This window comes from Rahnella sp. JUb53 (assembly GCF_004346065.1).
Classification (GTDB): domain Bacteria; phylum Pseudomonadota; class Gammaproteobacteria; order Enterobacterales; family Enterobacteriaceae; genus Rahnella; species Rahnella variigena.
The window spans coordinates 393,729-407,123 of sequence record NZ_SLYT01000002.1 but is presented as its reverse complement, the minus strand read 5'-3'; the positions used below and the strand labels follow the sequence as shown (position 1 = coordinate 407,123).

13 protein-coding genes are annotated in these 13,395 nt (G+C 56.7%); 7 read left to right on the top strand and 6 right to left on the bottom strand.

The annotated features are described in order from the left end of the window. Nucleotides 1–151: 151 nt before the first annotated feature. From EC840_RS06445 to EC840_RS06420, 6 genes are all read right to left on the bottom strand, one after another. On the bottom strand, nt 152–1,093 hold the full coding sequence (locus tag EC840_RS06445; RefSeq protein WP_132964511.1) for a DMT family transporter: 942 nt from the start codon (nt 1,091–1,093) through the stop codon (nt 152–154). A gap of 78 nt (nt 1,094–1,171) precedes the next feature. Further along, nucleotides 1,172–2,959 carry an ABC transporter permease subunit gene (locus EC840_RS06440; RefSeq protein WP_132964509.1) on the bottom strand — a complete coding sequence of 596 codons (1,788 nt, stop codon included), beginning with the start codon at nt 2,957–2,959 and terminating at the stop codon, nt 1,172–1,174. Further along, complete coding sequence (locus EC840_RS06435) at nt 2,959–4,467, bottom strand: ABC transporter substrate-binding protein (RefSeq protein WP_132964507.1); 1,509 nt, start codon at nt 4,465–4,467, stop codon at nt 2,959–2,961. The genes EC840_RS06440 and EC840_RS06435 overlap by 1 nt, the downstream gene beginning before the upstream one ends. A 13-nt stretch (nt 4,468–4,480) precedes the next feature. Further along, on the bottom strand, nt 4,481–5,719 hold the full coding sequence (locus tag EC840_RS06430) for an MFS transporter (RefSeq protein ID WP_129638133.1): 1,239 nt from the start codon (nt 5,717–5,719) through the stop codon (nt 4,481–4,483). A 4-nt stretch (nt 5,720–5,723) separates the two neighbouring features. Continuing rightward, entirely contained in the window at nt 5,724–6,539 is an 816-nt protein-coding gene (locus EC840_RS06425) for an ABC transporter ATP-binding protein (protein WP_132964505.1), read from the bottom strand. Beyond that, complete coding sequence (locus EC840_RS06420; RefSeq protein ID WP_132964503.1) at nt 6,539–7,354, bottom strand: ATP-binding cassette domain-containing protein; 816 nt, start codon at nt 7,352–7,354, stop codon at nt 6,539–6,541. The genes EC840_RS06425 and EC840_RS06420 overlap by 1 nt, the downstream gene beginning before the upstream one ends. A 265-nt stretch (nt 7,355–7,619) precedes the next feature. Between EC840_RS06420 and EC840_RS25675 the strand changes: the two genes are divergently transcribed. From EC840_RS25675 to pduB, 7 genes are all read left to right on the top strand, one after another. Beyond that, nucleotides 7,620–9,356, top strand: a complete 1,737-nt coding sequence (locus tag EC840_RS25675) for an iron-containing alcohol dehydrogenase (protein WP_279432767.1) — start codon at nt 7,620–7,622, stop codon at nt 9,354–9,356. Further along, entirely contained in the window at nt 9,353–10,039 is a 687-nt protein-coding gene (locus EC840_RS06410) for a flavoprotein (RefSeq protein ID WP_132964501.1), read from the top strand. The genes EC840_RS25675 and EC840_RS06410 overlap by 4 nt, the downstream gene beginning before the upstream one ends. A gap of 12 nt (nt 10,040–10,051) precedes the next feature. Next, on the top strand, nt 10,052–10,318 hold the full coding sequence (locus tag EC840_RS06405) for a EutN/CcmL family microcompartment protein (protein ID WP_112289088.1): 267 nt from the start codon (nt 10,052–10,054) through the stop codon (nt 10,316–10,318). 9 nt (nt 10,319–10,327) lie between these two features. Further along, nucleotides 10,328–10,819 carry a heme-binding protein gene (locus EC840_RS06400; RefSeq protein ID WP_113877727.1) on the top strand — a complete coding sequence of 164 codons (492 nt, stop codon included), beginning with the start codon at nt 10,328–10,330 and terminating at the stop codon, nt 10,817–10,819. Nucleotides 10,820–10,830: 11 nt separating this feature from the next. Continuing rightward, nucleotides 10,831–12,039 (top strand): propionate kinase, encoded by a 1,209-nt coding sequence (gene tdcD / locus EC840_RS06395; RefSeq protein ID WP_132964499.1) that lies wholly within the window; start codon nt 10,831–10,833, stop codon nt 12,037–12,039. 205 nt (nt 12,040–12,244) lie between these two features. Next, nucleotides 12,245–12,526, top strand: coding sequence for a propanediol utilization system shell hexameric protein GrpH (gene grpH, locus EC840_RS06390; protein ID WP_095925478.1), 282 nt, complete (start codon nt 12,245–12,247; stop codon nt 12,524–12,526). 49 nt (nt 12,527–12,575) lie between these two features. Further along, nucleotides 12,576–13,361, top strand: a complete 786-nt coding sequence (pduB, locus tag EC840_RS06385; RefSeq protein ID WP_112289091.1) for a propanediol utilization microcompartment protein PduB — start codon at nt 12,576–12,578, stop codon at nt 13,359–13,361. Nucleotides 13,362–13,395 lie beyond the last annotated feature (34 nt).

Sequence of the window (13,395 nt, the reverse complement as noted above, 5' to 3'; positions counted from 1 at the left end):
GCTGATGTTTTGACGATCTTGATCGCTGAAATGTGTTGTGTTCGGGCGATGATAAACTCCATTTTTCTTGTAATCGCGGGGACAGGCAGCAGATTAGCTGCTTCGTGTCGCGTGCTTAATGATCAGGATTAATTTTCACTGTAATCAGGCATTAACGCAATTTTCCGTGACGCCTTTTTGCTATCCACTGGCGCAACATTCCTTCGGCGCTCACGGTCAGGATCCCCAGCATGATAAGCAGCGCACCGGCGATAAAGTTGATTTTCAGCGGTTCATGCAGAAAAACCACGCCCGCAATAATGCCGAAAACCGGCGTCATAAACGAGAGGATCCCCAGACGCGAAGCCTGATAACGGCGCATCAGGCTGAACCACGCCAGATAACTGCCGAACGTCACGATCACGGTCTGAAATACCATGCTGCTGACAGATACCGGCGTCAGGCGAAACTGTGTCTGACCGGTCAGTAACGCCATGGCACCGAGCAAAACGAACGCGCCAGCCAGCTGATAAAACAGCGTCATGGTGGCGCTGCCGGAAGATAACGCGCTGCGACGCACCACGATGGTGGTCATACCCCAAAAGGCACCGGCCAGCAGGCCGAAGAAATCGCCGAGCAGCATATTGCTGGCCTGCGGTGCAGTAGAATTATTGCCGCCAAACAGGAAAGCGACAATTACGCCGAGAAAGGTGATGCCGACGCCGGACCATTGCAGGCGGCTCAGGCGTTCTTCCGGCACCAGAAAATGCAGGCCAAGCGCGGCAAATATCGGTGCGGTATACAGGAAAACCGCCATGTGCGCGGCGGTCGTGAACCGCAGCCCTTCGGCGACAAACATAAATTCGACGGAAAACAGCAAACCGACCAGCAATCCGGGGCGCAGCGTCTGTGCGCTGAAGGGGATTTTTCGCTGGCGAATGAGCATCAGGATCATCACCGCCAGCCCCGCCATGCCCGAGCGCAGCGCCACCTGCAACAACGGCGTGATATCCGCTGCGGCGCTTTTGATCGCCACCTGCTGCACACCCCAGATAATACAAAGCCCAACCATCACGCTGCTGGCAAATCCGTCCAGCGGTTTACGCGAGTCCATTTTTTGTCTTCCTGTTCTGTCTTCTTGTCATAAACCAGTCCAACAGATTAGCGCGAAACTATAAATTCAGATAATAGTTCAGCGAGCACGGGCCGGATTTTTCCAGCGTAAATTGCTCAGGGTTACGGCCATCACCGACAGTAACGCCAGCGCGCCTGCCGGGGCGAAAACCGTCCAGCCCGCACGCTCGATATAAGGCATGCCTTCGGCCAGCACGCGTCCCCATTCAGGCACCGGCGGCGGTGCGCCAAGCCCGAGAAAACCCAGTGACGCCAGCGCCAGCGCGATGCCGGGTAAACGCAGTAATGCGTGACGCAGAAGCGGACCAGCAAGGGCGGGAAACACATAAAACACATGACGACGAATAGCCCCGACGCCGGAAAGGGGCAGCATCTGCATATAAGGACGCGCGCGAATTTCCGCTACCCGCGCGGCGGTGTGAGCTGCCAGCGGCGCCCAGCTGACGGCGGTGACGGCAATGATGGCACCTCCTGCCGTAGCGCCGTTAACGGCAGCGACCACTAATCCGGCGATCACCGGTGGCAGCGCATTCGCAACTTCAACCGGCCCGGTCATGACACGGGGAAACGCTCCGGCAATGAGGCCGATAGCCAGACAAATCAGCGAAACAATCAGCGCCTGAAAACAGGTATTGAGCGTGCCGTGCGCCACACGGGCGAGAAGGTCGCGCCCCATAGCGTCCGCGCCAAAAGGCAGGGCGAAAGACGGCGGCTGTAACCGCAAATAGTCCGATGCCAGCGGGTCGCGCGGCAAACCGGTGCAGACCATGACCAGCAGAATTCCCAGACATAACAGCGGGATCCACGGCCGCGATTTTTCCGTGCGATCGGAAGATGCCGGAACCGGCACCGCGTTCAGCCTGACGGCTCGCCCCAGCAAGACGATCCGCACCCCTCCGGTTAACATGCCAAAAAGAGACGCCAGCACCAGCAGGATCAGAACGCCGGTCTGTAAGGCTGGTAAATCACCCGCAGCCGCTGCGCCCAGCGTGGCGCGCCCCAGACCCGGAATGGCGAACACCTTTTCAACCGCCACTGCGCCGCCGGTCAGGGAAACCAGCACCAGTCCGGTCAGTGGCATTACGCCGGGCAGCGTCCGGCAGACAACGGCCAGCGCGGTATGACGGCGTTGAATACCCAGCACGCTCCAGGTCGTCAGCCAGTTTTCTTTAAAGGTTTCGCAGAGCGCATCAGAGTAAATTCGTCCGAGATACCCGCCAGCCGGAATACCCAGTGCCAGCGAAGGCAGCACTGCGTAATGCCAGCCTTGCCAGCCATAAGGCGGAAAAAGGGAAAGCCAGACCGCACCGACAATCAGCAAAACTGATGCCAGTAAAAACTCCGGCAGAGCGGTGAACAACGCTGCGGTAAAACCCGCCGGACGGGGCGTTCTGCCCTGTAATCCGCGCACCATTGTGCCTGCGCACAGCAGCAGTGCGAGAATAAAGGCCACGCCCGCGGAGGATGCCATCAGCGTTAATGACACGCCGGTTGCCTGCAACATACCGGGCAGAACCGGCAATCCCGAAACCCAGGACACACCGGCGTCGCCGTGCAGCAAACCGTTCAACCAGTGCGTCAGCGCGAACCAGGGTCCGTTATCCAGCCCGAGCGACTGGCGGATAGCGCCCAGTGTTTCTGCCGTGGCTTCCTGCTCACCGGACCGTGCGCGCAGTAATGACAGCGCCGGATCACCGCCGGACAACCACGGCAGCAGACCGGTCAGCACCACTATCCCCGCCAGGGTCAGCAGGCGTGAAATCAGCGGCACCAGCGCGCCGCCGGTCTGACTCATGCGCAGACGGCTGACACCCGCGCAGGTGCGGCAATACAGAGATTCACTCATCAGCCAGCCTGACTCACACGCTGTGTAGCGGCGTTGATCAGCGTGCGTTCACGCGGGTCGCGCACGGCGTCACGAATATCAGCCGCTTCGCCCTGAATCACTCGTTCATGCAGCATCGGAATGGCGGCATCAGTTGAGAGGATCAGGTTTTCAGCCTGCATAATGGCCTCACGGCGCGCATTGCCTGCCGGAATGGCAGCGGCTTTTTGCAACGTCTGGTCGATTTCAGGGCGACACAGTTGCGCGATGTTAAACGAACCTTTGCAGGCGAAATCGCTGTACATGTAGGCCACCGGATCGCCGGAATCGAGCACAGTCGCACGCGATAAAATAAACGCATCGAACTTACCTGCCAGAGCATCCGATTCAATTTGCGAATACTCCCGCACAACCTGTTTCACGTTAAAACCGGCCGCCGTCAGCTGCTGCGCCAGATACACCGCCACTTCCGGCAGTTCGGCGCGATCGCTGAATGTCGCTAACGTGATGGTTTCACCGGCAGGTTTTGCGGCAGTGACCGGATGGCTCACCGGCTGGCGCAATTCTGCCGCCCACGGCAGCGCCGGGCCGAGCAAACCCTGCGCCACGTCGGCACGTTTTTCGTAGACGTTATCCACCAGTTGCTGACGATTAATCGCGTCGCGCACGGCGGCACGCAATGCCGCATCCTGCATCACGCCGGATTTCGTATTGAGATACAACGTATTGGTGCGCGGCATGGGCACTTCGTGGATTAAACGCTGGTCGAGCAACGGTGCCTGTGAAACCGGAATAGCTTCCACAATATCCGCTGAACCGGTGCGTAACGCGGCTCCCCGCGCGGTACCGTCCGGCACAAAACTGACGTCGATGCCGCTGGCTTTCGCCTGTTCACCCCAGTAACCGGCGAAGCGCTCGAGTCTGGCGCTGCTGGTGCCGTTGACCTGCACCAGTTCAAAGGGGCCGGAACCGGTATGGCGCGGGTTAACCGTGCCATCCTTGCTGTAGGCTTTTTTTGAAAGGATGGCCAGTTGCGGGCTGGAAAGTCGCTGTGGCAGCAACGAATCGGGTTGCGCGGTGGTGATGATAACGGCCAGCTGACCGTCCGCTTCAGCGGTCAGTTGCACGCCATCCAGAATGCGCGGTTTTGGCGCAGCTTGTGCGGCGACGGTCAGCGCATTTACCACCGTGGCGGCATCAAGCGCGCTGCCATCATGGAATTTTACGTCCGGGCGTAACTCGAACCGCCAGCGGTTATCGCCGGTTTGCTGCCAGTTTGTCGCCAGCGCCGGTTGCGCTTCGCCCAGTTTATCCAGCACCACCAGCGTTTCTGCCGTGCTCCAGCGCGAGAGTTTAAACGCATCGTCGCTGAGCGGCGTCAGGCCGGAACGTGGCGGTTGTAACATCGCCAGGCGCAGGCGCTGATCGACACTTTGTTGGGGAGTTTTATCGGCTTCATTGAAGCAACCGGTCAGTAAAAGTGCAGCAGAAAGCAGCCCGGCCAGCGGGCTTACACGTAACAGAGACATCAAAAAATCCTTGTCAGATTGCGGGAGGAGGCAGGCGACGGCAGATTCGCCACATCGCCAGCGCACTTAAAAAGGGAACCGCCGCCAGCGCCAGCCACGGAATGACCGCGGCGGGTGAAGGGGTTAGCGCGTAATCAAGCAGGCCGCCGAGCAGGAAATTGCCCGCCAGCACTGCGATGCCGCCCATCGACGAGAGCGCACCGTAATGTGCGCCGAGATTATGTTGCCCGGCAAAGCGTGGAATGAGATCCATCCCGACCGGCACAATCAGCATCTGGCCGACAGTCAGCAGGGTGATCAGCAATACAGATGGCAGCAGCCGCAGCCAGCCTTGTGGCGGTATCGTCCAGGCGAACAGCGCGACAGCGACAAATGCGGCAGAGAGCAATCCGAAGCCCGCAGGTAAAATGCGTGAGGCTCCCATCCGGCGTGCAAAACGCGCCAGCGGCATTTGCAGTCCGATCACCAGAACCGAAGCCAGCACGAACAATGGCCCGAGATCTTGCTCACTGCCGCCAGAACGGCGCAGTTCGACCGGCAGCGCCAGATAGAGCTGGTTGTAGCTGAACAGGTACGCGCTGTAGGCGATGATAAAAGCCACAAAACGTGGCTGACGGAACGTCTCCCACCACGGCACAATTTTCAGTTCTGTGGCGCGTTTTGGCGTGGCGGGCAGGGTGAAAAACAGCACCAGCAGCGCAATCAGAAACAGTCCGGAACCGGCCAGCGCTACCGGCTGAAAACCGTATCCGGAAAGCAGGGAGCCGAGCAGCGGCCCAAGCACTGCACCCAGTTCGGCACATACTGCTGACAGAGCAAACCATTCGGCGCGGCTGCGTTTTCCGGCTTTTTCGCTGTGGGTTCCGGCCTGCGCCAGCAGGGCTTCAATGGAAGGGGAAAACAGTGCGCCACCGACACCGGTCAGGCAGGCACCGAGGATCACGGGTGCCAGCGTGTCGGAAAGTCCGAGCAGCAGGAAACCGGCGATGCGCACCACGCAACCGAGCAGAATAATGAGACGTGCGCCGTAGCGATCTGATAACGCGCCGCCGAGTAAAAACATCCCTTGTTGTGAGAACGTCCGCAGACCCAGCACCAGCCCGATCGCCCAGCCGGAAAGCAGTAAATCATCGCGAAGAAAAATCGCCAGAAATGGTACGACAGCATAAAAGCCAATATTAAACACCAGACTGCTGGCGAGGAGCAGCGGCGGTTTGGGCGCAGAAGGTCGCGCAATAAAACGGGTCAGCATCCGGTTATCCGTTAACGATCAAAGGTAAATGAGGTATGGCGTTGAGTAACTGCCGCGTATGAGTATGGTCCGGAGAACGCAAAACGTCCTGCGTGGCGCGATCTTCTACAATCTCACCGCAGTGCATCACCAGCAGACGCTCGCACAAACCGGCGACCATCGAAATATCATGTGTCACCATCAGCAGGCCCATGCCATTTTGCTGCGTCACCTGTTGCAGCAGCTGTTTGACCTGCGCACGCAGCGGCAGATCCAGACCGCTGACTGGCTCATCAGCCACCAGAAATTGCGGGCGGATCGCCAGCGCACGGGCAATCGCCACACGCTGTGCCTGTCCGCCGGAAAGCTCGCCTGCCGTCCGGGAGGTGAGAGTGTCGCTGAGACTGACCTGCGCCATCACATCGCTGACCCGCAAACTAATATCGCCTTCAAAACCCAGACGTTTCAGCGGTTCGGCAATAATCTGACCGATCGTCTGCGCAGGTGGCAATGAGCCTGCAGGATCCTGCGGAATATACTGCACGCACCGCCGGTATTCCCGCAAAGAACGTGCTGAGCCCGGGCGGATTTCTGTACCCGCGCAATACACTTTTCCGCTGTCGGGTGCTTCGAGCGCCAGAAGAATTTTCAGCAGGGAAGACTTACCGCATCCGGAGGCACCCACCAGTCCGAGAGTTTCGTGGCGGCTTACGCGTAGCGACAAATGCTCAAACAGCGTCGTGTGCTGTCTGCGCCAGAAGGCACGCGGTAGCGCATGATGACGGCTGACGTTATGCAGATGCATAAAGGGTTCGCTGACCAGATGCAGTGAAGTTTCCATCAGACTGCAACCCCGCAAAGTGACGCAGCATTCTGATGCAGCATGGCGGCCTGTCTGGCGGCGTGAACCAGTTGTCTGGAATAAGGATGTTGCGGGCGGCTGAGCAACTGCGACATCGCGGCAGATTCCACCAGAACACCGTTTTCCATCACCAGTGCGCGCTCGCATAATTGCGCGGCGACGGCGATATCGTGGGTGATAAACAGCAGCGCACGTGAAGGGCGGGCAAAACAGGCTGTACGCATGGCCTGCAAAACCTGATGCTGGTTTAACACATCCAGCGCGGTCGTCGGCTCGTCCGCCACCAGCAACGCTGCGCGGGATTGCATTGCCAGCGCAAGGCACAAACGCTGGCGCTGGCCACCGGAAAGTTCAGCCGGATAACGTGAAGAGAATCGCGCAATATCGCCCAGCCCGACGGCGTCCAGCATGGCGTGTATGTCATCAGTGGTTGCGGCGGGCAGGGCGAGGCGCAGCTGTTTTCCGAGTGTCATCAGCGGGTTCAGTGCGGTGGAGGAATCCTGAAAAACGGTGGCGACACGGCTGTATGCGGAACGTGATACCGGCGGTTTGCCGCAAACTTCTGCGCCATTCACCCGGATACTGCCGCTGAGTCCCGCGCCTGCGGGCGCAGTGCCAGTGATCGCCCTGGCGGTCAGAGATTTGCCTGAGCCGGAAGCGCCGAGCAGACAAACGCGCTCGCCTGCGTTGATGCTGAAACTCAAACCGGAAATCCGGTTTTCACCGGCGAGCCGCATTGTCAGTCCTTCAACCACCAGAACCGGCTCAGTTTTTTGTTTATTGTCTTGCGTCATCCCTGAACCCGTCCATCCAAGCGTTTTCTTGATATGTGATAACATAACAAATTGTGTCAATTTGATGCAAAAGGTTTTGTGTTTTTTTCTCTGTCATCTTCTTGCGTCCTGCATTTTTTTGCCCGTTGCAAAAACAACAGGGCAAAAAAGTCCTCCACCTGCACAACCCTGAGCAACAGCCTTTCAGAAGCAGAATGTTAGGTTAAATGCATCTTTTTTCGGCCGCCTTCCGTAAGCCGGCATCCTGAGTAAAGGTGTTGAAATAATGGCGAGTTATTTTTTCTCCAGCCCGCGCGTGTACTTTGGCGACGGCGCTCTCACGGCATTAAACAGCCTGATTAATAAGAAAGTGGCAATTGTCACCGATGAATTTATGATGACGTCAGGCAAGGTCGCGTATCTGACGGAACAGATGCCGCAGGCCACGGTATCGGTGTATGGCAAGGTCAGGCCGGATCCGGACACGGATATTTTGCAGGAAGGTGCGGCGCAGTTTAAAGCCTTCCGGCCACAGGTGATTATTGCACTGGGCGGCGGGTCTTCGCTGGATGCTGCCAAAGGCATCAAAGTGACGCTGGAAGACCACTATCAGCGGACCGATTCTCGGCAATATGACATCGAACTGATCGCCATTCCGACGACCAGCGGTTCAGGTTCGGAAGTGACGTCCTATGCGATTATTTCTGACCCGCAGAATGGCCGCAAATACCCGCTGGTTTCGCAGGCACTCGTACCGGATACCGCCATTCTTGATCCGCAACTGGTGCTGAGTGTACCGCGACATATCGCGGTAGATACCGGAATGGACGTGCTGACTCATGCCATCGAAGCACTGGTTTCAACCGGCGCTAATGATTTCAGTGATGCACTGGCCGAAAAAGCCATCGCCCTGACGTGGCAGCATTTGCCGCAGATTTATGAGAATGATAAAGACGTCGCGGCGCGGACTCATATGCATAACGCTTCCTGCATGGCGGGCATGGCATTTAACTCGGCTGGCCTTGGGCTGGTGCATGGCATGGCACACGCCATCGGCGGAATGTTGCATATTCCGCACGGTAAAATTAATGCCATGTTGTTGCCGTTAGTCACCGAATTTAACGCCGCGCATGCCTCGCCTGAAACGACCCGCCGTTACTGTCTGTGCGCCCAAATTATGGGTATCGCAACTGCTGATCCACAAGACATGATTTCCCAACTGGTGGAGCGCCTCCGACAGTTAAACCAGCAATTTGGTATCCCCTGCAGCTTAAAAGAACTCGGCACGGATCTGGCCGCATATGAAACGATGCGCCCCTTGCTGACACAGGCCGTGCTGGCCGATGGTTGCACCGCTTCCAATCCCTATACGCCTTGTGCGCAGAGTATTGACCTGCTGCTTTCCTGCATCGCTGAAACCGGCGAATACCGCGCACCGAAGTTTGCTGTGCCTGTCGGTATTTCTAACCGCCACGTGCATTTGTGCCGTGAAGATATGGATGTGTTGTTCGGATATGACTCGACGCTGACGCGTCTGAAAGCGGTTAAACAACCCGGTCAGTTTGCTGCGGAAGAGACCGTTACCTTGCGTACGCCCAAGGGTGATATTCCCAATGTGCGTGTCCTCGGGCCGCTGCGCAGCGTCACGCAGATTGAAATTTCAGTGGCCGACAGTTTTGCGCTGGGCGTGAAAGCGCCGGTGAGAATGTCAGGCGATCTGGAAAATTCGCCAGGTGTCGAGCTGGTCGGGCCGAAAGGACAAGTCAGCAAACCGCACGGGACCATTGTGGCCTGGAGACACATTCATATCTCCCCGCAGGAAGCAGAACGCCACGGTTTGCGTGATGGCATGGAAATCGATTTGCAGGCACAGGGCCAGCGGGCGGGCATTCTGAGCCATGTGCTGGTGCGGGTCAGTGCGGATGCAGTGCCGGAATTGCATATCGATGTGGAAGAAGCCAATGGCCTGGGGCTGCGCAACGGCGACCTGCTGTTTCGGACCGGCAAGGTGACGCACCCATGAATACGCCGGAGCTTCAGCGTTTGTCACGGCTGATTGATAAGTCGATTGCCGAGCTGCTGGTGCGCGAACGTGCGGCACGCAATGCAGGATGCAAAACCGTGCGCGTGGTGATCACCGGCAGCGATCTGACGACCTTGCCACAGACTCTGAAAAGCCTGCGGGCGCTTGAATCTGCCGGTTATGTGCTCCGGGTGATGTTTTCATACAGCGCCGGAGAGTCCGGGCTGAAAACTGCATTACTATCTGAAATACAATTAGTTAGCGGCATCGATGAGTTTTCAACGCTGACTGACGACAGCCTGTATTTGCCGGCGCTTTCCACCAACAGCCTGAGCAAAATCGCGCTGGGATTACGCGATAACCTCGCGACTACGCAAGTTTTTCACGCGCTCAGCTTAAAAACGCCGGTGATTGTCACACTCAATTCCGAACTGCTGCATCTCAGTGACAGTGCGTTTGCGCCGCCGCTGCAGGCCCGGCTGAATGATTATATTGATACGCTCAGGCAATACGGCATTGCGATAAAAGGCCTTGAAGACACTGCCTGCCAAAAGCGACTGATCACAATGAATGATATCCGTCTTCATCACACCAGCGGCTCGCTGCGCATTGGCCGTAACACGCTGATTACGCCCGCTGCGCAAGATGAAATTCGCCGACAGAACATCACCGTGATCCGGTGAACCGGAGGAATTATGTATCTGGCAAAAGTGACCGGCGCGCTGGTCTCGACCACCAAACACGTCTCGTTAAACGGGGCCAAATTACTGATGGTTGCGCGGCTGGATGAGCATTACCAGCCCACCGGCAGCGCCCAAGTGGCGGTGGATTTCGTCGGGGCAGGCAATGGCGAAATCGTCATTATCTCCACCGGCAGTTCGGCGCGCATGAGCAACAGCAAAGAGCATTCTGTGATTGATGCCGCCGTTGTTGGCATCGTCGATCCGCAAGATCTGTCTTAAGGAAACGCTATGTCTGAACAACTCGATGGCTGGATCAGCGCGGCGATTACCGTCCAGGGAACGGGTTCGCAGTGCACGTTTAGCCTGGATGACGGCGCCTTGCTGGCGCGGTTTGCCGCTGAAGAAGCGCTGAGTATTGGCGTGCCGATGGTGTTCAGCCTGGCGGATGCCAGCGGCCATCAGCGCTATTTCTTCAGCATGGAGAATGCATTGCTGATCAGCCACCAGCTTGCGCCGGAAAAAGCCCGCACCGCCGTGGCGCTCAAAATGCCCACTCACAAACTTGCTGCGCTGATCCAACCGGGCGCAGCGCTTTACAGCCTGCAACATCAAAACGGCATTTGCTGCATTGGTGGCGGACTACCGTGCTGGTCGAAGGGGATTTTACTTGGCGGGATTGGCATCAGCGGCGGCACGGTTGAACAAGATCTGACTGTCGCGCGCAACACGCTCACACGCTTCAGTGTCGCCCGCTTCGTACTCACAACAGGAAATGATTAACAGGGGTCAACATGTCCTTCGGTTCACTGGTTTTAGTTATTAACTGCGGGTCATCCTCGCTGAAATTTTCGCTGATCCCGTCTGATTCAGGCGCGCCGGTGTTGTCGGGTCTGGCTGAAAGACTGGGGCTGGATAACGCCAGCATGACGCTAAAAAACAGTCACGGACAGAAGACCAAGGTGGCGCTGAGCGAAGCCAGCCACGTTTGCGCGCTGAAAGTGCTGTTCAGGGAACTGGCAGAACGCCAGTGGTTGCCTGCGGTACAGGCTATCGGACATCGTGTCGCCCACGGCGGCAATGAATTCAAACAATCGGTTCGCCTCACGTCGGAAGTCATCGAAAAAATCCGTGCGCTGTCGGCGCTGGCGCCTCTGCATAACCCGGCGAATCTGACCGGCATCGATGCGGCCATCGCACTGTTGCCTCAGGTGCCACAGGTCGCGGTGTTTGATACCGCATTTCATCAGACACTGCCTGCGGCGGCCTATACGTATGCCATTCCGCTGGAATATCAGCAACGCTATCAGGTCCGTCGTTACGGATTTCATGGCACCTCGCATCGTTATATTGCGGGCGAAGCGCTGACGATGCTGGATCTCGACCCGGCCGATCATGGCATTCTGATTGCCCATCTTGGTAACGGTTCTTCGGTATGTGCTGTGCAAAACGGGCGCAGCGTGGATACCTCAATGGGCATGACGCCGCTGGAAGGGCTGGTGATGGGGACACGCTGTGGCGATCTGGATTTTGGTGCTGCGGCGCATATTGCGACCTGTACCGGTCAGAGTATCGATGCGTTGTACAAAATGGTGAATAACCAGTCAGGATTACTGGGATTATCCGGGTTATCCAGTGATTGCCGCACCTTACTGGAAGCGCGCGGGCAGGGTGATGCCCGGGCAACGCTGGCAATAGATGTGATGGTTCACCGGCTGGCGCGCCATCTGGGGGCGCATCTGACCTCACTGAAACGACTCGATGCGCTAATTTTTACGGGTGGGATTGGCGAAAATTCAGCGCTGATCCGCGAACTGACGCTTGCGCGGCTTGGTGTGCTGGGGCTGAAACTGGACGCTCAGAAAAATCATCACACCTGCGGCGGTCGCACGGGCGTTATCTCATTGCCTGATTCTCCGCGTGTAGTCGTGATCCCGACCAATGAAGAAAAAATGATAGCACTGGATGCGGTGGCGATTTGCGCCGCGCAGACGGTGAATTAATTAAAAAGAAAACAAAGAGATTTTATTGTCCGGTTGCCGGATGAAATAACAAGAAAGTCCGGCTGGCGGGCAAAACATTTTGTCGTGAAGTCCTTATTATCATTGTGCGTGAATAGTTTACCTGCAGGATATAAGTGCGCGGTTTTCTGGCCGACGTTAATAACCCTGTATTAATTAATTTCCCAACTCAATATCAGAGGTCGTTATGCAACAAGAAGCATTAGGTATGGTTGAAACAAAAGGTCTGGTTTCTGCAATTGAAGCCGCAGATACCATGGTGAAATCCGCCAATGTCACTCTGGTTGGTTATGAAAAAATCGGCTCAGGGCTGGTTACTGTCATGGTGCGCGGCGATGTTGGTGCAGTGAAAGCGGCGACGGATGCCGGTTCTGCTGCGGCGCTCAAAGTTGGCGAACTGGTATCTGTACATGTTATTCCTCGCCCGCATATTGAAGTTGAAAAAATTCTTCCAAAAGCCGTCGGCTAATAAAGGTCGGTAAACAGTTGTCGGTTAATAACCCCAGAGGATACTGACCATGAGAGATAATCTTGTTGAGCAGATTATATCTGAAGTAGTGAATAAACAGACCAGCGACAATGCCAGGGATAAAAAAGCCGCCAGTATTGCTGGTTGCGGGTTAACGGAATTTGTCGGCACCGCGCTCGGACATACTATTGGTCTGGTTATTGCCAATGTCGATCATCAGTTACATGACGTCATGAATATCGACAAGAAATATCGCTCTATTGGTATTCTTGGGGCGAGAACCGGTGCGGGTCCGCATATATTTGCGGCAGATGAAGCAGTGAAAGCCACCAACAGCGAAATATTATCGGTGGAACTGGCGCGTGATACTGAAGGCGGCGGCGGGCACGGATGTTTAATTATTTTTGGTGCTACTGATGTGTCCGATGTCCGCCGTGCTATTGAAGTGGCGCTGTCAGAGATTGAACGCACGATGGGCGATGTTTACGGCTCTCCGGCCGGTCATCTTGAATTCCAGTACACAGCACGTGCCAGTTTTGCGCTGAATAAAGCTTTCGGTGCGCCGGTCGGTAAAGCCTTCGGCATGACTTGTGCGTCACCTGCGGCCATCGGCGTGGTCATTGCCGATGTGGCGGCCAAATCGGCAGTGATCGAGCCGGTGGGTTACGCCAGTCCGTCGAAAGGTACCAGTTTTAGCAACGAAGTCATTTTCACCTTTGCCGGTGATTCTGGTGCAGTGCGACAGGCCGTAATTGCAGCACGTGAAGTCGGGCTGCAACTGCTTGCCACGCTGGATCCGACGCCTATCAGCTCTACCACCAAGCCCTACATTTAAGGGTTAACCTGGCGAAGCGACGTGAAGTAAGGAA

Excerpts from the sequence above, each read along its gene's own strand:
- grpH (WP_095925478.1), top strand. The coding sequence starts at position 12,245 with ATGCAACAAGAAGCATTAGGTATGGTTGAAACAAAAGGTCTGGTTTCT.
- EC840_RS06430 (WP_129638133.1), bottom strand. The coding sequence starts at position 5,719 with ATGCTGACCCGTTTTATTGCGCGACCTTCTGCGCCCAAACCGCCGCTG.
- EC840_RS06405 (WP_112289088.1), top strand. The coding sequence starts at position 10,052 with ATGTATCTGGCAAAAGTGACCGGCGCGCTGGTCTCGACCACCAAACAC.
- pduB (WP_112289091.1), top strand. The coding sequence starts at position 12,576 with ATGAGAGATAATCTTGTTGAGCAGATTATATCTGAAGTAGTGAATAAA.
- EC840_RS06420 (WP_132964503.1), bottom strand. The coding sequence starts at position 7,354 with ATGACGCAAGACAATAAACAAAAAACTGAGCCGGTTCTGGTGGTTGAA.
- EC840_RS06440 (WP_132964509.1), bottom strand. The coding sequence starts at position 2,959 with ATGAGTGAATCTCTGTATTGCCGCACCTGCGCGGGTGTCAGCCGTCTG.
- EC840_RS25675 (WP_279432767.1), top strand. The coding sequence starts at position 7,620 with ATGGCGAGTTATTTTTTCTCCAGCCCGCGCGTGTACTTTGGCGACGGC.
- EC840_RS06425 (WP_132964505.1), bottom strand. The coding sequence starts at position 6,539 with ATGGAAACTTCACTGCATCTGGTCAGCGAACCCTTTATGCATCTGCAT.
- EC840_RS06445 (WP_132964511.1), bottom strand. The coding sequence starts at position 1,093 with ATGGACTCGCGTAAACCGCTGGACGGATTTGCCAGCAGCGTGATGGTT.
- EC840_RS06400 (WP_113877727.1), top strand. The coding sequence starts at position 10,328 with ATGTCTGAACAACTCGATGGCTGGATCAGCGCGGCGATTACCGTCCAG.
- EC840_RS06435 (WP_132964507.1), bottom strand. The coding sequence starts at position 4,467 with ATGTCTCTGTTACGTGTAAGCCCGCTGGCCGGGCTGCTTTCTGCTGCA.
- tdcD (WP_132964499.1), top strand. The coding sequence starts at position 10,831 with ATGTCCTTCGGTTCACTGGTTTTAGTTATTAACTGCGGGTCATCCTCG.
- EC840_RS06410 (WP_132964501.1), top strand. The coding sequence starts at position 9,353 with ATGAATACGCCGGAGCTTCAGCGTTTGTCACGGCTGATTGATAAGTCG.